Source organism: Streptomyces sp. NPDC029138 (genome assembly GCF_055564375.1).
In genome coordinates, this window is record NZ_JBVHWM010000001.1 from 296,371 (window position 1) to 323,308 (window position 26,938).

Sequence of the window (26,938 nt, forward strand, 5' to 3'; positions counted from 1 at the left end):
GCGTGATGCTGACCATGCTCGCGTTGAATCCTGGTCAGGTCGTCGGCTTCGACGAACTGATCGACGAACTCTGGGGCGAGGCCCCGCTGAAGAACACGCGGAACGCCTTGCAGGCGAATGTGCGGCGCATGCGGAAGTCGTTGGCCGAACTCGGCTTCGCGGAAGGGGAGGAGGGACTGATCCGCACCGTCGACAACGGCTACATGCTCGACGTGTCCGAGGACGCCCTGGACGCCTACCGCTTCCTGCGCATGGCCGAGCAGGGCGCCACCCTGGTCGCCCGGGAGCCGCACGAGTCCGTCCGGCTGCTGCGGGAATCCCTCGCCATGTGGCGGGGGCCCGCCCTGCTGGACGTGAGCGACGGGCCGCGCTGCCGGGCTGTCGCCCTGCGGCTGGACGAACAGCGCAAGACCGCACGCGAGGATCTCATCCAGGCGCAACTCCAGGCCGGCGAGGCGGGGGTCGTCGTTGCCGAGCTGAAGCAGCTCCTGGCGCAGTATCCCGAACGCGAGCGGTTCAGCGAGCAGTTGATGATCGCGCTCTACCGGTGCGGACGTCAGTCCGAGGCCGTCGACATCTTCCACCGCACCCGCAAGTGGCTCGACGAGGAACTGGGCCTCAAGCCGAGCCAGCGGCTGCACACCCTGTACCAGGCGATCCTGATGCAGGACCCCTCACTGCTGTGACCGAACCGACGGTGACCGAACCAACAGTTACCGAACCGACGGTGACCGCACCCGAGTTGATCCACTGAACGGACGAACGAAGCGCCGGCGGCCCCCAGACCGCCGGCGCTTTCCCCTGCCCGCGCTCAGGCCTCCCGCAGCGCGCTGTCGGTGAGCGCGCCGATCCGACCTACCGCCGTACCACCGAGCATCTCCTCGTGCCCGCACGCGATCTCGTGCACGGTGAGCGGGCCGTCCAGATACGGCCGCCAGCGCGCCGCGAGGTCGGCGGTGGGCGCCGGCTGCCCGTGCGTCGCCACGAACAGCGTCAGCGGGCCGGCGAACCGTCCCGGCGTGAACGCCCGGGCGATGCCGGTGTGGTGGCGCATCACCGTCATGAGCCGGTCCAGGTCCCCGTCCGCGAGCGTCACGCCGCGCGCGTGATGGGTGAGGAAGGCCGACCGGATCTCCTCGTCGGTGGGGTTCGGGTCGCCGGGCGCCACGGGGAAGGCGTCGAGGGCCGCCAGGAACGCCACCCGCTCGCCCGCCGCCTGGAGCAGGACGGCCATCTCGTGCGCGACGAGCCCGCCGAACGACCAGCCCAGCAGGTGGTAGGGCCCGTGCGGCCGTACCCGCCGCACCCGTTCGACGTACGTCGCCGCCAGCTCCCGTACATCCGCCGGCCGGTCCCAGGCGCCGGGCTCCGCCGCGACACCGTCGGACTGGAGCGCGTACACCGGCCGGTCCGGGTCGAGACGGGCGGCCAGCTCCGCGAACGGCAGCCCGAAGCCGACCCCGCCGTGCACACAGAACAGCGGCGCGGCCGTGCCGTGCGGCCGGATCTCCAGCAGCGGTACGGCAGCCGCCTCCCGGGCCCCGGCCGGGGTCGCGGCCGTCGCCAGGGCCGCCACCGTGCGGTGCGCGAAGACATCGGACAGGGCGAGCGTCAGCCCGGCCTTGGCGGCCCGGCCGACCACCTCCACCGAGCGCAGACTGTCCCCGCCCAGCGCGAAGAAGTCCCCGTCGGCATCGACCTCGTCCAAGCCCAGCACCTCGCAGAACACCTCGGCCAGCGCCTGCTCGGCCGGGGTGCGCGGAGCCCGCCCGGCAGCGGCGGGCGCCGGGGCGCCGGGCGCGGGCAGGGCGCGGACGTCGAGCTTGCCGTTCGGGGTCAGCGGCAGCGCGGGCAGCGACACCAGCGCGGTGGGCACCATGTGCGCGGGCAGCGACTCGGCGAGGTACGCGGTCAGCACGGGCACGTCGACGGCGGCCACGCCGGGGACGGGCACCACGTACCCGGTCAGCCGGTCCCCGCCGTCCGCCGGGGTCAGCACCACGGCGGCCTGGGCGATCACCGGGTGCCGGGTGAGCGCGGACTCGATCTCCCCCGGCTCGATGCGGAAGCCGCGCAGCTTGATCTGCTGGTCGGCGCGGCCCACGTAGTCCAGCTCGCCGTCCGCCCGCCGGCGCACCAGGTCCCCGGTGCGGTACATGCGGGTGCCGGGTGGTCCGTACGGGTCGGCGACGAACCGTTCCGCCGTGGTGGCCGGGCGGCCCCGGTAGCCCTGGGCCAGACCCGCGCCCGCGATGTACAACTCGCCGGTGATCCCGTCCGGCACCGGCGCGAGGGCCGCGTCCAGGACGTGGACCCGGACGTTGGGCAGGGGCCGGCCGATCGGCGGGCGGCCGCTGTCCGGAGCGAGCGGGGCGCTGAGGGTGGCGGCCACCGTGATCTCGGTCGGGCCGTAGGCGTTGCGCAGGGTCACCCGGGCCGCCGTGCGCTCCACGACGGCGGGCGGGCAGGCCTCCCCGCCGACCATCAGGCACAGGTCCGCGGGCAGGGCGGCCGGTTCCGGGAAGCGGCCGACGACGGTCGGCGGCAGCAGGGCGTGGTTGATCCGCTGCTCGGTGAGCAGGTCGGCGAGCAGCGGCGCGGACAGCCGGCTCTCGGCGGTGGCCGGCACCAGGGTGCCGCCGGAGAACAGTGAGGCGGCCAGCTCCCACACGGTCGCGTCGAAACTGAACGAGGCGAACTGGAGCACCCGGGTGTCCGGCCCGGTGCCCAGCTCCTCCCGGTGGTGGGCGACCAGATGGGCCGCGCCCGCGTGCGGCACCGCCACCCCCTTGGGGCGGCCGGTCGACCCGGACGTGTAGATGACGTAGGCGATGTCCCGCGGCGACAGCGGGCGCGTCCGCTCGGCGTCGCTGACATCGGCGCCGGACAGGCCGGCGACGAGGTCCGTGGTGGCCGGATCGTCCAGCACCACCCTGGCCGTGCCGTCCGGCACCCGGCCGGCGGTCTCCCGGATGGCGAGGACGGCGGCGGGGGCCGCGTCGCCGAGCATGTACGCGATGCGCTCGGCCGGGTAGTCCGGGTCGACGGGCAGATAGGCCGCGCCGGTCTTCAGCACCGCCAGCAGGGCCGTCACGGTGAGCGGGGAGCGGGGCAGGACCAGCGCGACCACGGCACCCGGGCCGACCCCGTGGCCGAGCAGCAGCCGGGCGAGCCGGTTGGCGTCCGCGTTCAGCCGCCCGTACGACACCTCCGCGCCGCCGGGCACGGCCAGCGCCGCGTGCTCCGGTGCCGCCGCCGCGTGCGCCTCGAACAGCGTCGGGAGCGTCAGCTCGGGCCGGGGCCGGGCCGGTCCGTGTCCCTCGGCCAGCAGGGTGCGCTGCTCGTCCGGGGTGAGCAGGGCGAGGGCGCCGATCGGCGCGCCGGGGGTGCGGGCCGCGTCGGCCAGCAGCACGGCCAGGGCACCGGCGAGGCGGTCCGCCGTGGCCTCGGTGAACAGGTCCGTGCTGTACTCCAGGCGGAGGTCGAGCCCGGCCGGGCCGCCGTCGGCGCCGAGGTGCTCGGTCACCTCGAAGGCCAGGTCGAACTTGGCCGTGCGGGAGGGCACCGGCTCCACGGTGGCCGTCAGCTCCGGCAGCGTGGGCAGCGGGTCGCCGCCCGGGGTGACGGAGAGGACCACCTGCACCAGCGGGTGCCGGGCCAGCGACCGCTCCGGCTTCAGCTCGTCGACGAGATGCTCGAACGGCAGCTCGGCGTGCGCGTAGGCGGTCAGGTCGGTCTCCCGCACCCGGTCCAGCAGCCCGGCGAACGACGGGTCGCCGGAGGTGTCGGTGCGCAGCACCAGCGTGTTGACGAAGCAGCCGACCAGATCGCGCACCGCCTCGTCGGTCCGCCCGGCGACCGGGCTGCCCAGCGGGATGTCGGTGCCCGCGCCGAGCCGGGTCAGGACGGCCGCCAGACCCGCCTGGACCGCCATGAACAGGCTGGCCCCGGCGTCCCGGGCCAGCTCGGCGAGCCGGGCGTGGGCGTCGGCGGGCAGCGTCCGGGTGACCGCGGCGCCGCGCTGTGAGGAGCGGGCCGGCCGGGGGAAGTCGGCCGGCAGCTCCAGCTCCTGCGGCATGCCCGCCAACACACCGGTCCAGTGGGCGAGTTCGGCGGACAGCAGGCTGTCCGGGTCGTCCTTGGCGCCGAGCAGCGCGCGCTGCCAGCGGGCGTGGTCGGCGTACCGCACGGGCAGCGGCCGCCAGGCCGGCGCGCGACCGGCCCGGCGGGCCACGTAGGCGGTGGTGAGGTCCCGGGCGAGCGGACCGAACGACCACCCGTCGGCCGCTATGTGATGCAGCGTCAGTGCCAGCACGTGCGTCTCGTCGCCGAGCGCGAACAGGCGTGCCCGCACCGGGAGCCGGGCGGCCAGGTCGAACGGCTCGGCCGCCTCGGCGGCCAGCGCCGCCGCCAGGGCGTCCTCGTCCGGCACCGGTACGACCTCCAACCGGGCGTCCGCCTCCTCCGGGGCCAGCACCAGCGGCGCCGCCCCGGCGTCGGCCGCCACGAACAGCGTGCGCAGCGTCTCGTGTCGGGCGACCACATCCGCCACCGCGGCGCCCAGCGCCCCGGTGTCGAGCGGGCCGGACAGCCGTACCGCCAACGGGATGTTGTAGCCGGCCCCGGCGCCCATCCGGTCCAGGAACCACAGGCGCTCCTGCGCGTACGACAGCACGGGCGGCGCCTCGGGATGTGCCGCCGCGCGCAGCGCGGGACGCGACGCCGTGCTCTTCGCGTTCTTGTCGTCCCCGGCGAGGGCGCGCGCCAGCGCCTCGGCCGAGCGGGCGTCGAACAGCGTGCGCAGCGGGACCTCCGTGCCCAGCTCGGCCCGCAGCCGGTTGGCGACCCGGATCGCCGACAGCGAGTGGCCGCCGAGCGCGAAGAAGTCGTCGTCGGCCCCCACCCGGTCGAGACCGAGCACCTCGGCGAAGACCGCGCACAGCAGTTCCTCGCGCGGACCGGACGGCGGCCGGCCCGTGCCCGCCCGCCGCTCGGCGGGGGCGGGCAGCGCCTTGCGGTCGACCTTGCCGTTGGGTGTCAGCGGCAGCTCGTCCAGGAAGACGTACACGGCAGGGACCATGTGCGTGGGCAACACCGCGGACGCGCGCTCCCGCAGCCGGTCGCGGTCGGTCCCTGCCGGTACGACATAGGCGACCAGGCGGGTGTCCCCGCTCTGGTCGGTACGGGCGGTGACCACCGCCCGCTCGACGCCGGGCTGTGCGCCCAGCACGGACTCGATCTCGCCGAGTTCGATCCGGTGCCCGCGGATCTTCACCTGGTGGTCGGTGCGGCCCCCGTACTCCAGGGCCGTGCCGTCCGGCGACCAGCGCACCACGTCACCGGTGCGGTACATCCGGGTGCCGGGCGGCCCGAACGGGTCCGCCACGAACCGCTCCGCGCTCAGGCCGGGGCGGTTGAGATAGCCACGGGCGAGACCGGCACCGGCGAGGTACAGCTCGCCGAAGCGGCCGTCGGGCACCGGGCGCAGCGCCGCGTCCAGGACGTAGGCCCGGGTGTTGGCGATGGGGCGGCCGATGGGCGGCGGGCCGGACGGCGCCGGGGGCAGGGGCGCCGCCGTCGACCAGATCGTCGTCTCCGTCGGGCCGTACACATTGGTGACCGACGCGCAGTGCGCGGCCAGCGACCGGGCCAGCGGCTCCGGCAGCGCCTCACCGCCGACGAGGGCCCGCAGTCCGGCGAGCGCCGGGGCATGACCGCCGACGAGGGCCTGCCACAGGCTCGGCGTGGCCTGGAGCAGGGTGGCACCGGAGTCCGTGATCAGCGTCGCGAGGGCGGCCGGGTCGCGGACCGTCTCCCGGTCGGCGACGACCAGTTCGGCACCCGCCGCGAGCGGCACGAACAGCTCCAGATTGGCGATGTCGAACCCGAACGTCGTCACCGCCAGGAACCGGTCCGCCGCCGTCACCGCACAGCGCCGCCCCATGTCCGCGACGAGGTTCACGAACGCACCGTGCGGAACGACGACACCCTTCGGCCGGCCGGTCGAGCCGGAGGTGTGGATGACGTAGGCCGGGTGGTCGGGGTGGGGAGGGACGGGTGCGGTGACCGGGGAGCCGACGGGAGCGGCCAGGGGGGTGGGGGGTGTCTCGGGGGCCGTCGGGTGCGCGGCCGGTGTCGTGGCGGGCGGCGGCGCGGTGGTCGGCAGGGTGGTGGGGGGTGTCTCGGGGGCCGTCGGGTGCGCGGCCGGTGTCGTGGCGGGCGGCGGCGGCATGGTGGCGGGCGGTGTCTCAGTGGCCGTCGGGTGCGCCGGGAGGGTGGTCGGTGACACGCCCTCGTCCAGCACCCACAAGGGACCCGTCAGGGATGTGCCCATCGTGTCCAGCAAGGGGCGGATGCGGTGGTGGGTGAGAGTGACCACCGGTGTGGCGTCCGTCAGCATGTGACGCAGGCGCTCCGCCGGATGGTCCGGGTCCAGCGGGAGGTAGGCCGCGCCCGACTTCAGCACGGCCAGCGCCGCCACCACCAGGTCCGCCGACCGGTCCAGGGCGAGCCCGACCAGCCGCTCCGGACCCGCGCCCGCCGCCCGCAGCGCCGCCGCCAGCCGGTCCGCCCGCTCGTGCAGCTCCCGGTACGTCAGCCGCTCGGTGCCGCAGCGCAGCGCCGGGGCGTCGGGCGTGCGCGCGGCCCACTGCTCCAGCAGCGGTGCCGGCCACGGCGCCGGCACCGGCTCCTCCGTACGGTTGCGGTCCCTCACGATGCGGGCCGTCTCCCCGGCGTCCAGCAGGTCCAGCCGGCCGCACGGCTCGTCCGGCCGGAGCACCGTCTCCTCCAGCAGCCGGACGAGACACCGCCCGACGCGACGCGCCTCGGCCTTGGGGACGAGCGCCGGCAGATGGTCGACGGCCAGCTCGAACGGCTCCCCGGGGAACACCGTCACGGTCAGCGGGTAGTGGGTGGCGGAGCGGATGTCCACGCCGGTCACCCGGGGGCCCGCCAGGGCCGGTCCCGGCTCCGGCCCGCCCATCGGATAGTTCTGGAACAGCAGCACCGTGTCGAACAGCTCACCGCGCACCGCCGTGCCCTGCTGGATCTCCGCCAGCGGCAGATGCTCGTGCGCGAGCAGCTCCGTCCGCGCCCGCTGCACCCGCGCGAACAGCTCCGCCGGGGTCAGCCCGGCGGTCACGTCGACGCGCACCGGAAGCGTGTTGGCGAACAGGCCCACCATCCGCTCGACATCCGGCAGCCGCGCCGGCCGCCCGGAGGCGACGGTGCCGAACACCACCGTGTCCTGCCCGGTCAGCCGGGACAACAGCAGCGCCCAGCAGCCCTGCACCACCGCGCCGACGGTCAGCCCCCGGGAGCGGGCGAAGCCGTCGAGCGCGGGGGCGAGCCCCGGCGGCACGTCGACGGTGACCCGCCGCGGCAGCCCGGCACCGGTACCCGCGGCCACCTCCCCTGCCGCGCGCCCGGCGGCCCCCGCGGCCGTATCCCCGGTCGTGTCCCCACCCCCCGGCACCAGCCGGGTCGGCTCCGTCACCCCGTCCAGGGCCCGTCGCCACGCCTCTTGCGCCGTCTCCTTGTCCTGGGTGCCCAGCCAGGCGAGATAGGCCTGGTACGGCGGGGCCGCCGGCCGCTCCGGCAGGGTGCCGCCCCTGAACTCGGCGAAGCTATCCGCCAGTTCACGGGTGAGCGTGGCCATCGACCAGCCGTCCACCAGGATGTGGTGGACCGTCCACAGCAGCCGGGCCCGGCCGTCGTCCGCCCGCAGCAGCAGGAAGCGGTGCAGCGGTGGCCGGGCCAGGTCGAAGCGGCGCAGCCGCTCCTCGCCGGTCACCCGGTCGAACCCGGCGGCGGGCAGCCGCCGCTCCGACCACGGCAGCTCGACCGACCGGGGCAGCACCTGGACGGCCTCGCCGCTCTTGCGGTGCCGGAAGCACGCCGCCAGGTTCGGGTACCGGTCGAGCAGCGCGCCCGCCGCGCCCCGCAGCGCCTCCGCGTCCGTGTCGGTCACGTCCGCGAGGTCGAGCACCAGTTGCAGCGCGTAGACGTCCGTGGCGTCCCGGTCGTACGCGGAGAGGAACAGCAGCCCCTGTTGCAGCGGCGACAGCGGGAGGACTTCACTGATGGCGGATTGCCGGTTCAAGCCATGCTCCTCACGGAAGAGCGGGGTGGGCGCGGGAACATTTCCGGCCCGCACGATTCCAACCGGACGACGATTTCACGAGCACGCTGACGAACAACTGACCGTCAGCTGACACCTCGCGATCGCGCCGACATGGCCGGAAGCCGTCAGCAAACCGTCAGTCCACGGTCAGCGCACGTCGACAGGCTTGCCGGCGAGGCCCATTCGCCGCCGTAGGCCAGGAGTGCCAGTGCCGGTCATCACCGCGTCGCATGAATTCGATGTCAGCGACCTATTCGTGAATCTTCAGCCTCTGTTCGGGCGCCGCCTGTTCCTGAAGATCGAGGGATTCAACTTCGCCGGATCCATCAAACTCAAGGCCGCCCGCGAGATGGTCGCCCAGGCGGAGGCCGCGGGCCTGCTCCGTCCGGGTTCCACCCTCGTGGAGTCCTCGTCCGGCAACATGGGCGTCGCGCTCGCCCTGCTCGCGGCGAGCCGTGGCTACCGGTTCGTGTGCGTGACCGACACCCGCTGCAACGCGGTGACCCGGCGCACCATGGAGTCCCTCGGCGCCGAGGTCCATGTCGTCACCGAACCGCACGAGACCGAGGGCTTCCTCGGCGCGCGCATCCGCCATGTCAAGGCGCTGCTCGCCGCCGACGACACCCGGGTGTGGCTGAACCAGTACCTCAGCCCCGGCAACTGGATGGCCCACTACCGCACCACGGCCCCCGCCATCGCCCGCCAGTTCCCCGACCTGAACGTGCTGTTCGTCGGCGCCGGCACCACCGGCACCCTGATGGGCTGCGCCCGCTGGTTCCGGGAACGGCGGCCGTCGGTGCGGGTGGTGGCCGTCGACAGCATCGGCTCGGTCACCTTCGGCGGACCGGCCGGCACCCGGCACATCCCCGGCCTCGGCACCAGCGTGCGGCCGGCGCTGCTCGACGAGAGCCTGGTCGACGCCGTGGTGCACGTGCCCGAGGCGGCCACCGTGGGGACCTGCCGGACGCTGATGCGGCACGGCTTCCCGGTCGGCGGCTCCACCGGGACCGCCGTGACCGGCGCCCTGCGCTGGCTGGAGGAGCACTACGGCGACGGCGCCGGCGGGGTCCGCGAGCAGATCACCGCGGTCACCATCTCGCCGGACCTCGGCGACCGCTACATGGAGACCGTCTACCACGACGAGTGGGTGCGCGGCGCCTTCGGCCCCGACCCGCTGACCGAGCCGCTGACCGAGCCTGCGGCCGACCGGGCGGGCCGGGACGGCAAGGGCGAGCTGACGCCGGCCGCGGCGGCCGCCTCCGCGGACTGAACGAGCTGGGCGGGGGCTGACTTCGAGAATGACGGAGAGCAAAGCGATGACGACAAACCGAGGCGCCGTCCTCCCGCTCACCGCGGCGCAGGCCGAGATCTGGTTCGACGAGCAGTTCGCCACCGGGCCGCTCGGCTACAACATGGCCGACTACATCGACCTGCGCGGCCCGCTCGACACCGGGCTGCTGGAACGGGCGCTGCGCCGCCTGGGGCACGAGGCCGAGGGGCTGCGCGTGCAGTTCGTGGAGGACGCGGGCACCCCGGGCCAGATCATCCGGCCGCTCGCCCAGCTCCCGCTCAAGAGGCTCGACTTCAGCGCCGAGCCCGACCCGCTCGGCGCGGCCGAACGGTGGATGCGCGCCGACCACGCCGACCCGCTCCGGATCACCGACTTCCCGCTGTTCCGTGGCGCGCTGCTCACCCTCGGCCCCGAGCACCACCTGCTCTACCTGTGCATGCACCACATCCTGGCCGACGGCTTCAGCCGCGCCCTGCTCTACCCCAAGCTCGCCGCCCTCTACACACGGCTGGCCGCCGGCGAGGACGACGCGGCCCTGGACGCCGACGCCATCCCCGCCTTCCACCAGCTGCTGGACGGCGAACGCCGCTACCTGGAGTCGAAGCAGGTCGACCGCGACCGCGCCTACTGGACCGGCCGCCTCACCGCCTCCGGTGACGGCCCGGCGCCCGAACTCGTCTCGCTCTCCGACCGCGACCCGGCCCCCGGCCGCAGCGCCCTGCGCCACACCACCCGGCTCAGCCCGCAGGCGACCGAGGCGCTCCGGGACCTCGCCCGGACCGGCAAGGTCACCCTTCCCGTCCTCATGGTGGGCGCCATGGCCGCCTACACCCAGCGGGTCACCGGCGTCGCCGAGCCGCTGCTCACCCTCCCGGTCACCGGCCGCACCGGCGCGGTCGCCCGCGAGATCCCCGGCATGCTCGCCAACTACCTGCCGCTCGCCGTGCGAGTCCGCCCCGACCTGACCGCCCCGCAGCTGCTGCGGCGGGCCTGGACGGAGGTCTCCGGCGCCCTGAAGCACCAGCGGTACCGCGGTGACCGCATCCGCCGCGACATCGGCCTGCGCACCGACGACCGGCGCGTCTTCGGCCCCTTCATCAACGTCCTCAACCAGGACCCGGCGCTGGCCTTCGGCGCCTGCCCGGGCACGGTCGTCAACCTGTCCACCGGCATCGTCAACGACCTCATCGTGACCGTCCTCAACACCGTCGACGGCACGATGGAGATCCACCTCGACGGCAACCCCGAGCTGTACACCGACGCCGAACTCGCCGCGCACCTGGCCCGGTTCGAGGCGTTCCTGGCCGACCTCGCCGCACTCCCCGCCGACCAGCCCCTCGCCCGCATCGGCCTGCGCGCCCCCGGGGAGCCGGTCGGCCTGCTGGGCACCTGGGACCCGGAGGCCGAGCGCGCCGGACACGAGGGCCTGGTGGAGCGGGTGCGCGCGGTGGCCGACCGCACCCCCGACGCCGTCGCCGTCACCGACGGCACGGGCAGCGTCACCTACCGGGAGCTGCTGACCCGGGCCGCCGGTGTCGCCGCCCGCCTGACCGACGCCGGTTTCCGGCCCGGCTCGGTGACGGCGATGCTCGCCGACCCCGGGGTGCCGTTCGTGGCCGGTGTGCTCGGCGTACTCGCCGCCGGCGGGGCGTATCTGCCGCTGGACCCGGCGGCGCCGGCGGCCCGCAACGCGTCCCTGCTCGCCGACAGCGGCGCCCGCCATCTGCTCACCGGTGGCGCGTACGAGCCCCCGGACCACGCAGGCCTGACCGCCCTGCCGCTCGCCGACCTCTCCGACACCACCCGCACCACCGAACTGCCCTGCGTCGGCGGGGGTCTGGACCTGGCGTACGTGATGTTCACGTCCGGGTCGACGGGCCGTCCGAAGGGGGCGATGGTGCAGCGGTCCGGGATGGTGAACCACCTGTGGGCGAAGGTCGGCGATCTGGAGTTGGTGGCGGGGGAGTCGGTGGTGCAGAACGCGCCGCTGACGTTCGACGTGTCGGTGTGGCAGATGCTGGCTCCGCTGCTGGTGGGCGGCACCGTGCGGGTGGCGGGGGAGCTGGCGGCCGATCCGGTGGGGCTGTTCGCGATGGTGGCCGAGGAGCGGGTGGCGGTCCTGGAGGTGGTGCCGTCTCTGTTGCGGGCGGCGCTGGACGCGTGGGACATCGAGGGGGCGGCGCCTGAGCTGCCGGATCTGCGGTGGCTGATGGTGACGGGTGAGGCGTTGCCGGCGGATCTGTGCCGGCGGTGGCACGCGCGGTATCCGCGGGTGCCGCTGATGAACGCGTACGGTCCGACCGAGTGCTCGGACGACGTCACCCACGCCGTCATCCGGGCCGGTGACCCGCTCGGTGCCCGCGTCCCCATCGGCTCGGCCGTCCGCAACACCTGCCTGTACGTGCTGTCGGACGAGTTGCAGCCGGTGCCGGTGGGGGTGCCGGGTGAGTTGTACGTCGGTGGCGCGGGCGTCGGCCGGGGATATCTCGACGACCCCGCGCGCACGGCGGGCACTTTCGTGGCGGATCCGTTCGGCCCGGCCGGGACGCGGATGTACCGCACCGGCGACCGGGTGGTGCAGCGGGCGGACGGTCAGTTGGAGTTCATCGAGCGGCGGGACCACCAGGTCAAGATCCGGGGCCGCCGGGTCGAGACGGGGGAGATCGAGGCGGTCATCCGTTCCCTGGACGGTGTCACGGACGCGGCGGTGGCCGTACTGCCCGACGCCTCCGGCAACCCCCGTCTCGTCGGCTACCTCACCGGACCCGACGTGGACGCGGTCCGAGTCCGGGCCGAGCTGGCCCAGCTGCTCCCCGCGTACATGATCCCGGCGTCCTGGCTCGTCATGGAGGCGTTGCCGCTGACGGCCAACGGCAAGCTGGACCGCAAGGCGCTGCCGCAGCCCGCGCTGGCGGGGCAGGAGGCGAAGCGGGCCGCGAGCAACGACCGCGAGCGCGTTCTGAGCGAGATCTTCGCCGATGTCCTCGGCGTCACCGACGTCGGCGTGGACGAGGACTTCTTCGCGCTCGGCGGCGACAGCATCCGCTCCATCCAGCTGGTCAGCCGGGCCCGGGCCGCCGGGCTCGCCCTGACCACCCGCGACGTCTTCGAGCACAAGTCGGTCACCGCCCTCGCCCGGGCCGCCGGCAGCCTCGACGCGCGCGCCGGGGCGAGCGAGGACGACGGGATCGGGCCGTACGAACTCACCCCGATCATGGCCCAGCTGCACGAGGAGACCGGCACGCTGACCGGGCCGGTGGTCAAGTACAGCCAGCACATCGTCGTCAGCGTCCCCGCCGGACTCGACGCCGCTCTCCTCGACGCCGCCCTGCACGCCGTGGTCGACCACCACGACGCCCTGCGCACCCGGGCCACCGAACCGGCCCCCGGCCTGTGGCACATGGAAGTCCTCGCCCCCGGCACGCCGGCCGGTGTGCCGCTGGTCGCCGTCGCCGAACCGGACGGCAAGGACGACCCGGCCCGCGCCGAACGGCAGGCCGCCGCCGCCCGGGCCCGCCTCGACCCGGCCCGCGCGATCATGATCCAGGCCGTGCTGCTCGCCGCCCCGCCCGGGGCGGAGACCACCCGGCTGGTGCTGTGCGCCCACCACCTCGTCGTGGACGGCGTGTCCTGGCGCGTGCTGCTGCCCGACCTCGAAGCCGCCTACCGCGCCCTCGCCGAGGGTCGCGCCCCGGCGCTCGACCCGGTCGGCACGTCGTACCGCGGCTGGTCCGCGCTGCTCGCCGAGCAGGCCCGCACCCAGGTGCGCGGCGCCGAACTCGCCGTATGGCAGCGGCAGCTGGAGGGTCCCGACCCGCTGGTCGGCACCCGCCGCGCGGACCCCGCCCGGGACGTCCACGGCACGATGCGCACCCTGCGGCTGGAGCTGGGCCCCACGGCCACCACGCCGCTGCTCACCGAGGTGCCGGCGGCCTTCCACGCCGAGATCAACGACGTCCTGCTCACCGGGCTCGCCCTCGCCGTCGCGGACTGGCGCCGCCGGCACGGCCACACCCACCACGCGCAGACCCTGATCGAGCTGGAGGGACACGGCCGGGAGCAACTCGGCGACGACCTGGACCTGTCCCGCACGGTCGGCTGGTTCACCAGCGCCTTCCCGGTCCGCCTGGACGTCGGCGCCGTCGACTGGGCCGAACTGTGGGCGGGCGGCCCCGCGCTGGGCGCCGTCCTCAAGCGGATCAAGGAGCAGCTGCACGCCCTGCCCGACCGGGGCGTCGGCTTCGGCCTGCTGCGCTACCTCAACCCGCACGCCGCCCGCGTCCTCGCCCGCCACCCGCGGCCCCAGATCGGCTTCAACTACATGGGCCGCTTCGACGCCCGCGAGGACCGGCCGTGGCAGCCCGTCGGCGGTGACGGGGTCGTCGGCACCGGCGCCCACCCGGGCATGCCGCTGCCGCACCTGATCGACGTCACCCCGGCGACCGAGGACCGCCCCGACGGGCCCCACCTGATCGCCAACTGGGCGTGGGCCGGGAACGCGGTGGCCGAGGAGGACGTCCGCGACCTCGCCGACACCTGGTTCCGGGCACTGGAGCTGCTCGGCCGGCACGCCCCGGCCACCGGCGGCCGTACCCCCTCCGACCTGCTGCTGGTCGACCTGACCCAGGACGAGATCGAGGCGTACGAGGCCGAACTCGCCGACACCGGAAGCGGGCTGGCCGACGTACTGCCGATCACCCCGCTCCAGCAGGGCATGCTCTTCCACGCCGACTACGACACGGCGACCGCCGACGGCACCGACGTCTACACCCTCCAGATCGTCGCCGAGATCGAGGGCGACCTGGACCCGGCCGCACTGCGCGCCGCCGGCCAGGCCGTCCTGGACCGGCACCCCAACCTGCGCGCGTCCTTCCGGGCCCGGCCCGCCGGCGCCCCCGTGCAGCTGATCCCGGCCCGGGCGGAACTCCCCTGGCAGGAGATCGACCTGCGGGACCTGCCCGAGCCGGAGCGGACCGCCGAGCTGGAGCGGATCACCGCCGCCGAACGCGGCCACCGCTTCGACCTGGAGCGCCCGCCGCTGCTGCGGTTCACGCTCGTCACCCACGGCGAGGGCCGGCACCGCTTCCTGTGGACCAGCCATCACATCCTGGTCGACGGCTGGTCGATGCCGCTGCTGGTCCGGGAGCTGTTCACGCTCGGCCGGCCCGGCACCGACGACACCGCCCTGCCCGCCCCCGTCCCCTACCGCTCCTACCTCCAGTGGCTGACCGGGCAGGACCGCGAGGCCGCCCGCGCCGCCTGGCGCGCGGCGCTCGCCGACCTCGACGGGCCGACCCTCCTCGTGGACGCCGGCGCCGACCGGGCCCCGGTGCTCCCCGCATCCCTGCGGCTCGAACTGCCCCGCGACCTGACCCAGGCCCTCACCGCCTGGGCCCGCTCCCGGGGACTGACCCTCAACACCGTGCTCCAGGGCTGCTGGGCGCTGCTGCTCGGCCGGCTCACCGGCCGCCAGGACGTCGTCTTCGGCGCCGTCACCTCCGGCCGGCCCGCCGAGGTCCCCGACGTCGAGTCGATGATCGGCATGTTCCTCACCACCGTGCCCGTGCGGGCCCGGCTGCACCCCGGCACCCGCCTCGCAGAGCTGCTGCGCACGATCCAGCACCAGCAGACGGCGCTGCTGCCGCACGAGCACCTGGGCCTCGCCGAGATCCACAAGGCGGCGGGCCTGTCCGGGGAGGTCTTCGACACCGTCGTCCTCTTCGAGAACTTCCCGCTCGACGCGCCGGGCCCGGCCACCGGCACCGACGGCCCCCGCGTGGTGCGCACCGAGGCCCTGGACGCCCGCCACCACCCGCTCAGCATGGCGGTGTTCCCCGGCGACACCCTGACCCTGCGCTTCGACTACGCGCCCGACCTGTTCACCGGCGCCGACGTCGACCGCATAGCTGTCATGCTCCGGCACCTGCTGCACACCGTCGTCGACGGCGGCGACCTGCCGCTCGCCCGGATCGACATCACCGCCCCGGCCACGCTCGGCCGCCCCGGGCAGCCCGGCGAACTCGGCGGACTGCTCGGCTCCTGGGACCCCGGCCTGCCCGAGGAGAGCCTCGGCGTCGTGGAGCGCGTCCGTGCCGTCGCGGCCCGCGTGCCCGACAGCGTCGCCGTGGCCGACGGCACGGACAGCGTCACCTACGGCGACCTCGTGGAGCGCGCCGGCGGACTGTCGGCCCGCCTGACCGGGGCAGGCGTCGGCCACGGCTCGGTGGTGGCGATGCTCGCCGACCCCGGGGTGCCGTTCGTGGCCGGTGTGCTCGGCGTCCTGGGCGCGGGCGGGGCGTATCTGCCGCTGGACCCGGCGGCGCCGGCGGCCCGCAACGCGTCGCTGCTCGCCGACAGCGGCGCCCGCCATCTGCTCACCGGTGGCGCGTACGCGGCACAGGCCCGCGAACTCGCCGGTGACGTCACCGTCCTGGTCCTGGAGGACTCCCTCCACGACCACGCCCTGCCGACCCCCCTCGGCGGGGGCCTGGACCTGGCGTACGTGATGTTCACGTCCGGGTCGACGGGCCGTCCGAAGGGGGCGATGGTGCAGCGGTCCGGGATGGTGAACCACCTGTGGGCGAAGGTCGGCGATCTGGAGTTGGTGGCGGGGGAGTCGGTGGTGCAGAACGCGCCGCTGACGTTCGACGTCTCCGTCTGGCAGATGCTGGCTCCGCTGCTGGTGGGCGGCACTGTCCGGGTGGCGGGGGAGCTGGCGGCCGATCCGGTGGGGCTGTTCGCGATGGTGGCCGAGGAGCGGGTGGCGGTCCTGGAGGTGGTGCCGTCGCTGTTGCGGGCGGCGCTGGACGCGTGGGACATCGAGGGAGCGGCGCCTGAGCTGCCGGATCTGCGGTGGCTGATGGTGACGGGTGAGGCGTTGCCGGCGGATCTGTGCCGGCGGTGGCACGCGCGGTATCCGCGGGTGCCGCTGATGAACGCGTACGGTCCGACCGAGTGCTCGGACGACGTCACCCACGCGGTGATCCGGCACGGGGACGAGCTGGGCGCCCGCGTCCCCATCGGTTCCGCGGTCCGCAACACCCGTCTCTACGTGCTGTCGGACGAGTTGCAGCCCGTGCCGGTGGGCGTGCCGGGTGAGTTGTACGTCGGTGGCGCGGGCGTCGGCCGGGGATACCTCGACGACCCCGCGCGCACGGCGGGCACCTTCGTGGCCGACCCCTTCGGCCCGGCCGGGACGCGGATGTACCGCACCGGCGACCGGGTCGTCCAGCGGGCGGACGGTCAGTTGGAGTTCATCGAGCGGCGGGACCACCAGGTCAAGATCCGGGGCCGCCGGGTCGAGACGGGGGAGATCGAGGCGGTCATCCGTTCCCTGGACGGTGTCACGGACGCGGCGGTGGCCGTACTCCCCGACGCCTCCGGCAACCCCCGCCTGGTCGGCTACCTCACCGGACCCGGCGTCGACCCCCACCAGGTGCGCTCGGAACTCGTCCGGCTGCTCCCCGCGTACATGATCCCGGCGTCCTGGCTGGTGCTGGAGGCGTTGCCGCTGACGGCCAACGGCAAGCTGGACCGCAAGGCGCTGCCGCAGCCCGCGCTGGCGGGGCAGGAGGCGAAGCGGGCCGCGAGCAACGACCGCGAGCGCGTCCTGAGCGAGATCTTCGCCGATGTCCTCGGCGTCACCGAGGTGGGCGTGGACGAGGACTTCTTCGCGCTCGGCGGCGACAGCATCCGCTCCATCCAGCTGGTCAGCCGGGCCCGGGCCGCCGGGCTCGCCCTGACCACCCGCGACGTCTTCGAACGGCGCACGGTCACCGACCTCACCCGGGCCGCCACCGAGGCACCCGCCGAAGATGCCGCCGCGCCGGAGCCCGCCGACGCGCTCATCACTCTGTCCGCCGAAGAACTCGCCGACCTCGAACTCGAGTTGAGTGAGGACCTGACGTGACCGAATCCAGCACCGGGTCGAAGATCAGCGCAGTGCTTCCGCTCTCGCCGCTGCAACAGGGGCTGCTCTTCCTGTCCTCGTACGACCGCGCGGCGACCGACCACTACGTCCTCCAGTTCACCGCGGACATCGAGGGCGACGGCACCGACCTGGAACGCAGGCTGCGGGCCGCCTCCGCCGCGCTGCTGCGCCGGCACCCGAACCTGCGGGCCTGCTTCCGACACCGCAAGAACGGCGAGCCGGTGCAGATCGTGCTGCGCGAGGACGACGTGACGCCCGAGTGGACCGTGCACGACCTCACCCGGCTGCCCGCCGGGGAGCGGGCGAGCGCGGCGGACCGGCTGGCGCGGGACGACCGGGGGCGCCGGATCGACCCGGCCCGCCCGCCCCTCATGCGGTTCAGCCTCATCCGGCTCGGCGAGCGCAGCCACCGGCTGGTGTGGTCGGTGCACCACATCCTGGTCGACGGCTGGTCGCTGCCCCTGGCGGTACGCGAACTCACCCTGCTCGCCGGCCGCCCCGGGGAACTGCCGGCGCCCGCGCCGTTCAGCTCCTACCTCGCCTGGCTCGGCACCCGCGACAAGAACGCGGCGCGGGGCGCCTGGGCCGAACTGCTGGGCGGGCTCGACGGCCCCGTCCGGGTCGCGCCCGACGCCACCGGCGCCGGGGAGCCGCCCGTCGAGGCCGAGGCCGTCCTCGCGCGCGAGCACACCGGCGCGCTGCTGGCGTGGAGCCGGGCGCAGCGACTCACCCTCAACTCCGTGGTGCAGGGCTGCTGGGCGCTGCTGCTCGGCCGGCTCACCGGGCGCGACGACGTCGTCTTCGGCGCCGTCACCTCCGGGCGGCCCGCCGAGGTCCCCGACGTCGAGTCGATGATCGGGCTGTTCGCCAACACCCTGCCCGTGCGGGCCGACGTACGGCCCGAGCGGCCGGCCGGTGAACTCTTCCGGGACCTGGCCCGGCAGCAGCTCGCGATGATGCCGCACGAGCACCTGCCGCTGGCCGAGGTGCAGGCCGCCTGCGGTATCCAGGGCGAACTCTTCGACGCCGTCCTCGCCTTCCAGAACTATCCGCTGGACGAGGAGGAACTGCACCGCGACACCGGCGGCACGGTCTCCGCCGCGCGGGTGCACGCGGCCACGCACTACCCCCTCCACCTGACCGTGCTGCCCGGCGAGAGCCTCGGGCTGCGGCTGTCGTACCGTGCGTCGGCGCTGGGGGAGGGTGCCGAGGCCGCGCGGCGGCTCCTGGACCGACTGGTCCGCACCCTCACCGAGGTGGCCGCCACCCCGGACGCCCCTCTGGCCCACCTCGGCGCCCTGGACCCGGCCGAACAACACCGCATCCTCACGGAGTGGAGCACCACGCCACGCCCTACCGGTCCTACGGCAGCCGGCACACCGGCGTCCGACGCGTTTGCCGCCGGCACACCGGCCTCCGCCGCATCCGCCGGTCGTACGTCGGCCTCCGGCGAGTCTGCCGGTCGTACGTCGGCGTCCGGCGCGTCCGTCGGGCGTCCGTCGGCCCCCGGCCCGTCCGCCAGTCGTGCGCCGGCCCCCGGCCCGTCCGTCGCTGGTTCGGCAGCTCCCGGCGCGTCCGGCGCGTCGGTCGAGTCCGTCGCCGGTTCGGCAGTTCCCGGGCCGTCCGTCGAGTCCGTCGCCGGTGCGACCAACCCCGCCGAGCCGGTCGGAATCGGTGCTCTCGGTGTGACCATCCCCGCCCGCTTCGCCGTCCAGGCCGCCCGTACCCCCGACGCCGTAGCCGTCACCGATCAAACCGGTGTACGGCTCACCTACCGGGAGTTGGACGAGCGGTCGAACCGGCTGGCCCACTTGATCGCGGCTCGCGGTGCCGGTCCGGAGGACTTCGTCGCCGTGGCCCTGCCGCGCGGTGCCGAGCTGATCGTCGCGGTGCTCGCCGTGCTCAAGGCGGGTGCCGCCTATCTGCCGCTCGAACCCACGCACCCGGCCGAGCGCGTCGCCCACACCTTGCGGGACGCGTGCCCCACGCTGGTGCTGACCGTCACCGGGATCTCGCTGCCCGGCCCGGCGGACGTGCCCGGCCCGGTCCGCGTCGACCTCGACACGGAAGCCGTCGGCGCCGAGACCGCCGCCTGCCCGGCCACCGCGCCCGAGCCCGCCGGCCTCACCCCGGACCACCCCGCCTACGTCATCTACACCTCCGGCTCCACCGGCCGCCCCAAGGGCGTGGTCGTACCCCACCGGAACGCGATCCGGCTGCTGGACGCCACAGACGGGTGGTTCGGCTTCGGCCCGGACGACGTGTGGACCCTCTTCCACTCCATCGCCTTCGACTTCACCGTCTGGGAGCTGTGGGGCGCGCTGCTGTACGGCGGGCGCCTGGTCGTCGTACCGCACGACGTGGCCCGCGCGCCCGACGCCTTCCTCGACCTGCTCGCGGCCGAGCGGGTCACCGTGCTCAACCAGACGCCGTCCGCCTTCTACCAGCTGATGCGCGCCGACGCCGACCGGCCGCGTCAACTCGCCCTGCGTCACGTGGTGTTCGGCGGCGAGGCGCTGGACCTCGGCCGCCTCACCGACTGGTACGCCCGGCACCCGGACACCCCGCGCCTGGTCAACATGTACGGCATCACGGAGACCACCGTGCACGTGTCGTACCAGGAGCTGGACCGGGACCTCGCGGCGGCCGGCCGGGGCAGCGTCATCGGGCGCGGCATCCCCGACCTGCGGGTGTACGTCCTGGACAGCGCGCTGCGGCCGGTGCCGGCCGGCGTGCCCGGCGAACTGTACGTGGCCGGGCCCGGGCTGGCCCGCGGCTATCTGGGCCGGCCCGCGCTGACCGCCGGACGGTTCGTGGCCTGCCCGTACGACGAGCCCGGCGCGCGCATGTACCGCACCGGCGACCTCGGCCGCTGGCGGTCCGACGGCACCCTCGAATACCTGGGCCGCGCCGACGAACAGGTGCAGCTGCGCGGGTTCCGCATCGAACTCGGTGAGATCGCCACCGTCCTCGGCCGGCACCCCCGGCTGGCCGAGGTGGCCGTCGTGGCCCGCGAGGACCGGCCCGGCGACCCGCGCCTCGTCGCCTACGTCGTCCCGCACGAGCCGGACAGCGACGCCCCCGACCGTGACCTCGCCGCCGAGCTGCGGGCGTTCGCGGCCGAACGGCTGCCCGACCACATGGTGCCCGCGGCCGTCGTACGGCTGTCCGCGCTGCCCCTGACCGCCAACGGCAAGCTCGACCGGCGGGCCCTGCCCGCGCCCGCCTACACCACCTCCGACCGTGCCCCGCGCACCCGCGAGGAGGCCGCCCTCTGCGCGGTCTTCGCCACGGTCCTCGGGCTCGAACGCGTCGGCGTGGACGACGACTTCTTCGCCCTCGGCGGCCACTCGCTGCTCGCCACCCGCATCGTCAACCGGGTCCGCGCCGAACTCGACGCGGAACTGGAGGTCCGGGACCTGTTCGAGGCCCCGAGCCCCGCCGCGCTCGCCGCGCGGTTGCGCGGCGCCGCACCCGGCCGGCCCGCGCTGACCGCCCGGCCCCGGCCGGCGGTCGTCCCCCTGTCCTACGCCCAGCAGCGGCTGTGGTTCATCGAGCGGCTCGGCGCGCCCGGCGGGCTCTACGCCATCCCCCTCGCGGTCCGGCTCACCGGCCCGCTCGACGTCCCCGCGCTCCACGCGGCGCTGCGCGACCTCGTCGCCCGCCACGAGGCGCTGCGGACCGTGTTCCCGGCGCGCACCGCCCCCGCTGCCGCCGCCGACCCCGGTGCCGGGGTCCCCCCCGTTCCCGGCACCGGTCCAGCGGACGACGTCGGCCCGGCCGAGCAGCGGGTGCTCGCGCCGGCCGACGCCTCCCTGCCGCTGCCCACCAGCAGCGTCGACGAGGCCGGGCTGCCCGCCGCGCTGGCCGCGGAGGCCGCCCGTGGCTTCGACCTGGAGACCGAGATCCCGCTGCGCGCTCGGCTGTTCGCGCTCGGCCCCGACGAGCACGTCCTGCTGCTGGTCCTGCACCACATCGCCGGCGACCGCTGGTCCCTCACCCCGCTGGTCCGGGACCTGACCGCCGCCTACGCGGCGCGCAGCGCCGGGCACGCGCCCGGACTGCCGCCGCTGCCGGTGACGTACACCGACTTCACGCTGTGGCAGCGCGACCTGCTCGGCGACGCGGACCGGCCGGACAGCGAACTCGCCCGCCAGCTCGCCCACTGGACGACGGCCCTCGCCGGGCTGCCCGAGGAGCTGCCGCTGCCCCGCGACTTCCCGCGGGGCGCCCGCCCCGGCCACCGGGGCGGCACCGAGCGGGCCGCCCTGCCCGAAGAGGTCGCCGCCCGGCTGCGGGAGCGGGCGGCGGAGTGGAACGTCAGCCCGTTCATGGTGCTCCAGGCGGCCCTCGCCGGCCTGCTCACCCGGCTCGGCGCGGGCACCGACATCCCGCTCGGCACCCCGGTGGCGGGCCGCGCCGACGAACGGCTCGACGACCTGGTCGGCATGTTCGTCAACACCCTGGTGCTGCGCACCGACACCGCCGGCGACCCCGGCCTGCGCGCGCTCGTCGACCGGGTACGCGCGTCCGATCTGGCGGCCTACCAGCACCAGGACGTGCCGTTCGAGAAGCTGGTGGAGGTGCTCAGGCCCGAGCGGTCGATGGCCCGGCACCCGCTGTTCCAGGTGATGTTCGCCTTCCAGCAGGAGGCCTTCCGGCAGCAGGAGACGGTCACCGGCCCCGCTGGATCGGCCGGGCTCGCGGTACGGCCCGAGGAGGTGCCGTCGGCCACCGCCAAGTGGGACCTGTTCTTCCAGTTCACCGAGGCGGGACCCGGCATCGAGCTGGCCCTGGAGTACGGCGCCGACCTGTTCGCACCCGGTACCGCCCGGAGCATCGCCGACGCCTGCGTCCGGCTGCTCGGCGCCGCGCTGGCCGACCCGGACCGCCCGCTGTCCCGGCTGGACCTCCTCGGCGCCGAGGAGCGCGCGGCGCTGCTGGCCCGTGGCACGCGCCGCACCGGCACGCCCGTCACCACCCTCACCGAACTGGTCGCCCGGCAGGCCGCCGCGACCCCGGACGCCGTCGCCCTCGTCCACCGGGACCCGGCCGGCCGGACCGTCCCCACCGGCTACGGCGAGCTGTGGCGCGCCGCCGGCCGCCTGGCCCGGCTGCTGACCGCCCGGGGCATCGGCCGTGGCGACCTGGTCGCGCTGTGCCTGGAACGGGGCCCGGCCGCCGTGACCGCGCTGCTCGGCATCGCCCGGTCCGGCGCCGCCTACCTACCGCTCGACCCCGCCTACCCGCCCGACCGGATACGGGACATGCTCACCGACGCCGGCGCCGCCCTGCTACTCACCCAGCAGTCCCTGACCGACCACTGCACCCGGGCCACCACACTCGACCCCGAGGGGTCCGTCGTCGGCGAGGGCGCGCGGATCGTCGCTCCCGGCACGGAATCGGCCGCCCCGGACGCGCCCGCCGCCGAGGAGCCCGTCGGCGACGAGTACACGCGGGTTCCCGCGCCCGCCGCCCAGGGGTCACGCGCCGACCAGTGCGCGGGAGCCGCCGCCTGCGCCCCCGAGCCGGCCGCCCCGGACGCGCCCGCCGCCGGGGGGTCCGTCGCCGGCGAGTGCGCGCGGGTCGTCGCTCCCGGCACCGAGCCGACCGCCCCGGACGCGCCCGCCGCCGAGGAGCCCGCCCGCGACGAGTACACGCGGGTTCCCGCGCCCGCCGCCCAGGGGTCACACGCCGACCAGTGCGCGGGAGCCGCCGCCTGCGCCCCCGAGCCGGCCGCCCCGGACGCGCCCGCGGAGCCCGCCCGCGACGAGTACACGCGGGTTCCCGCGCCCGCCGCCGAGCGGTCTTTGGCCGACGGCGAGTACACGCGGGTCGCCGGGTCCGCCGCTCAGGGGGCCCGCGCCGACCAGTGTGCGCGGGGCGCCGGGTCCGGCGTCGAGGTCGTCGTCCTGGACGCGCCGGGCACCCGGGAGGCTCTGGCCGCCCTGCCCGACGACGGGCCGGACGTGCCGGGGCCCCACCCCGACGACCTGCTCTACGTCATCTACACCTCCGGCTCCACCGGCCGTCCCAAGGGCGTGGCCGTCTCCCACCGGTCCGCCGCACGCCTCGTGCACGGGCTGCCCGAACTGCGGTTCACCGCCGACGACACGTTCCTGTACTTCGCGCCGGTCGCCTTCGACGCCTCCACGTTCGAGATCTGGGCCCCGCTCGTGCACGGCGCCCGGCTCGCGGTCTGCCCGCCGGGCCCCGCGGACCCCGAGGCGCTCGGCGTGTTCCTGCGGCAGGCCGGGGTGACCGTCGCCTTCCTCACCACCCAGTTCGTCAACGCCGTCGCCGACACCAGGCCGCGCGCCCTCGCCCCGCTGCGCGCCCTGCTCACCGGCGGCGAGGCCCACTCCCGCGACCACCTGGACCGGCTGCGGGCCGCCCTGCCGGACACGGCGGTGTACAACGTGTACGGCCCCACCGAGACCACCACGTTCGCCACCCTCCAGGACACCGCCGACGCGGTGGACGCCCCGGCCGGCGTGCCCATCGGCCTGCCCATCGCCGACACCGGCGCCTACGTCCTGGACGAGGCGCTGCGCCCGGTGCCACGGGGCGTGGTCGGCGAGCTGTACTTGGCCGGGCCCGGGCTGGCCCGTGGCTATCTGGGCCGGCCCGCGCTGACCGCCGGACGGTTCGTGGCCTGCCCGTACGGAGAGCGCGGCGCGCGCATGTACCGCACCGGCGACCTGGTGCGCTGGGACGCCCGTGGCCGGATCGACTACGTGGGCCGCGCCGACCAGCAGGTCAAGATCCGCGGCTACCGCATCGAACCCGGCGAGATCGAACGCCGGCTGACGGCGCATCCGGCCGTCGCCCGGGCCGCCGTCCTCGCCCCCGCCGACCCCCTGGGGCGGCGGCAGCTGGTCGCGTACGTCGTCCCCGCCCCCGGCGGCCCCGCGCCCGAGCCGGACGAACTGCGCCGGCACCTGGCCCGCGCACTGCCCGACTACATGGTGCCGGGCGCCTATGTGCCGCTGCCGGAGCTGCCGATGACCGTCAACGGCAAGCTCGACGTCGCCGCCCTGCCGCCCGCCCCGGCCCGCCCCACCGGCTCCGCCGCCGTACGCCCGCCCCGCACCGAGGCCGAGCGGCGGCTGTGCGCGTCCGTCACCGAGGTGCTCGGCGTGCCGGCCGGCCCCGACGACTCCTTCTTCGCGCTCGGCGGCGACAGCCTGAAGGCGATCCGCCTGGTCAACACCGCCACCGGAGCCGGCCTGCGCCTCACGCCGGCGGCCGTCTTCGAACACCGCACGCTGGAGGCGCTGGCGGCGAGCGCCGTGGCCGAGGGCGGGGCCGCCGACCGGCAACGCACCCCGGAGCCCGCCACCGCCGCCACCGCTGTCACCGGCCACGGCACCGTCGACCTGCTCGGGCCCGTCCTGCCCATCCGTTCCACCGGCACTCTGCCACCGCTGTTCTGCGTGCACGGCGGGCTCGGCTTCGGCATCCCGTTCGCGGCGCTCGCCGAACACCTCGACCCCGAGCGGCCCGTGCACGCCCTCCAGGCCCGCGGTCTCGCGGACGACGGCCCGCTGCCCGGCAGCGTCGCCGAGGTCGCGGCCGACTACCTGGCGCGGATCAGGGCCGTACAGCCGCACGGCCCCTACCACCTGCTCGGCTGGTCCTACGGCGGCATCGTCGCCCACGAGATCGCGGCCCTGCTGCACGCGTCCGGCGAGGAGGTCGCCTACCTCGCCAACCTGGACGCCTACCCGGACGACGGGCGCGGCGTCCACCCCACCGACGCGGAGTTCCTCGCCGACTTCCTCGCCGAGGCCGACGTCGACAGCACCGGCCCGGACCGGCTCGACCCGCCCGCCGTCGCCGCCCATCTGGCCCGCACCGGCGGCCCGCTCGCCGGGCTCGGCCAGGCCACCCTGGAACGGCTGCTCGCGGTCATGCGCAACCACCTCGACCTGGTCCAGCGGCACACCCCGACCCGCTTCGACGGCTGCCCGATGACCCTGTTCCGGGCCGCCGACGGGCTCTCGGCGGAGGAGCGCGCGCTGAAGACCAAGAGCTGGGAGCCGTACCTGGGCCGGCCCGTCGAGGCGTACGACGTGCCCTGCGGCCACCAGCAGATGCTGCGGCCCGCCCCGGCGGCGCTCATCGGCGCCGCCGTGGAGCGCCGGCTGGGTGCCGTCGCCGCCGCCCGCTGACCCGACGTCGTACCACCCACCGACCGTCCACCACTGCCCGAGATCTGGAGACCCGCCATGGCCAATCCCTTCGACAACGAAGACGGCACGTTCCTCGTCCTCGTCAACGACGAGGGCCAGCACTCCCTGTGGCCGTCGTTCGCCGCCGTACCCGACGGCTGGCGCGTGGCCCTGGACGCCACCGACCGCGTCTCCGCCGTCGCCTACGTGGAGAGCAACTGGACCGACCTGCGCCCGCTGAGCCTCCAGCGGCAGGCGGGCTGACCGTGGCCGCGTCCGACACCGACATGGCGATCCTCGCCGAGGGGCTGAGCAAGAGCTACCGCTCCCACACCGCGCTGCACGGCATCGACCTGGCGGTGCCGGCCGGTACCGTCCTCGGGGTCCTCGGCCCCAACGGCGCCGGGAAGACCACCACCGTCCGCATCCTCACCACCCTGGTGCGGCCGACCGGCGGCCGGGCCCGTGTCGCCGGGTACGACGTGGTCCGCGAGGGCCGCGAGGTGCGCCGGCGCATCGGCCTGGCCGGGCAGTACGCCGCCGTGGACGAACTCCTCACCGGGCGCGAGAACCTCGTCCTGCTGGCCCGGCTGCTGCGGTTCGGCCGGCGCGGTGCCGCCCGCCGGGCCGCCGAGCTGCTGGACCGGTTCGAGCTGACCGAGGCCGCCGACCGGCCCGCGGGCACCTACTCCGGAGGGATGCGCCGCCGGCTCGACCTCGCCACGTGTGTCATCGGCGACCCCGAGGTGCTGTTCCTGGACGAGCCCACCACCGGTCTGGACCCGGCCAGCCGCAACGTCCTGTGGGACGTGGTGCGCGACCTGGCCGCCGGCGGCGTGACCATCCTGCTCACCACCCAGTACCTGGAGGAGGCCGACCAGCTCGCCGACCGCGTCGCCGTCATCGACGCCGGCCGGGTCATCGCCGAGGGCACCCCGGACGCCCTCAAACGGCAGGTCGGCACCGACCGGCTGGTGGTGACCGTGGCCGGTTCCGAGAACCTCGCCGACGCGGTCGCCGCGCTGGCCGTGCTCGGTGGCCCGGCCCCGGTCACCGACGAGGCCGCCCGCCGGGTGTCCGTCCAGCTCGGCCCGGACGGCCTGGACGACCTGGCCCGCGCCGCGCAGGCCCTGCGTGACAAGGGCGTACCCACCGTCGACTTCGAACTCCGCAAGCCCACACTCGACGACGTCTTCTTCGACCTCACGGGCACGGGCCCCAAAGAGCCTTCGTCGACGACGCCGGAACACCCCACGACGACCACGAAAAACCGACCCGCGACGGCCACGAGAGCGGAGCCGACGCCGACGACGGAGAAGCGGCCCGCGACGGCCACGAGAGCGGAGCCGACGCCGACGACGGAGAAGCGGCCCGCGACGGCCACGAGAGCGGAGCCGACGCCGACGACGGAGAAGCGG

The 26,938-nt window shown here is 75.3% G+C and carries 6 protein-coding genes and 1 pseudogene; 6 read left to right on the forward strand and 1 reads right to left on the reverse strand.

Going from position 1 to position 26,938, the window contains the following annotated elements:
• The first annotated feature begins 5 nt into the window (after nt 1-5).
• The gene (locus ACZ4WH_RS01465) at nt 6-686 is read left to right on the forward strand and encodes an AfsR/SARP family transcriptional regulator (RefSeq protein WP_468175122.1); all 681 of its coding nucleotides are present in this window, start codon (nt 6-8) and stop codon (nt 684-686) included.
• Between the two features lie 125 nt (nt 687-811).
• Here ACZ4WH_RS01465 and ACZ4WH_RS01470 read toward each other — a convergent pair whose 3' ends face one another.
• Nucleotides 812-8,104, reverse strand: a complete 7,293-nt coding sequence (locus ACZ4WH_RS01470; RefSeq protein ID WP_468175125.1) for an amino acid adenylation domain-containing protein — start codon at nt 8,102-8,104, stop codon at nt 812-814.
• Nucleotides 8,105-8,333: 229 nt separating this feature from the next.
• Between ACZ4WH_RS01470 and sbnA the strand changes: the two genes are divergently transcribed.
• The 5 genes and pseudogenes from sbnA to ACZ4WH_RS01495 all read left to right on the forward strand — a co-directional run.
• Nucleotides 8,334-9,395, forward strand: a complete 1,062-nt coding sequence (gene sbnA / locus ACZ4WH_RS01475) for a 2,3-diaminopropionate biosynthesis protein SbnA (protein WP_468175128.1) — start codon at nt 8,334-8,336, stop codon at nt 9,393-9,395.
• A 46-nt stretch (nt 9,396-9,441) separates the two neighbouring features.
• Nucleotides 9,442-17,325: an amino acid adenylation domain-containing protein gene (locus ACZ4WH_RS01480; protein WP_468175131.1), complete on the forward strand. Its 7,884-nt coding sequence runs from the start codon at nt 9,442-9,444 to the stop codon at nt 17,323-17,325.
• Entirely contained in the window at nt 17,322-25,520 is an 8,199-nt protein-coding gene (locus tag ACZ4WH_RS01485; protein WP_468175134.1) for an amino acid adenylation domain-containing protein, read from the forward strand. The genes ACZ4WH_RS01480 and ACZ4WH_RS01485 overlap by 4 nt, the downstream gene beginning before the upstream one ends.
• A gap of 57 nt (nt 25,521-25,577) precedes the next feature.
• Complete coding sequence (locus ACZ4WH_RS01490) at nt 25,578-25,784, forward strand: MbtH family protein (protein WP_468175137.1); 207 nt, start codon at nt 25,578-25,580, stop codon at nt 25,782-25,784.
• Nucleotides 25,785-25,807: 23 nt separating this feature from the next.
• Nucleotides 25,808-26,794 (forward strand): annotated as a pseudogene (locus ACZ4WH_RS01495) (ATP-binding cassette domain-containing protein); the annotation flags it as partial.
• Nucleotides 26,795-26,938: the final 144 nt, after the last annotated feature.

Coding starts and splice junctions, on each gene's coding strand:
- ACZ4WH_RS01480 (WP_468175131.1), top strand. CDS start 9,442: ATGACGACAAACCGAGGCGCCGTCCTCCCGCTCACCGCGGCGCAGGCC.
- ACZ4WH_RS01490 (WP_468175137.1), top strand. CDS start 25,578: ATGGCCAATCCCTTCGACAACGAAGACGGCACGTTCCTCGTCCTCGTC.
- ACZ4WH_RS01465 (WP_468175122.1), top strand. CDS start 6: ATGCTGACCATGCTCGCGTTGAATCCTGGTCAGGTCGTCGGCTTCGAC.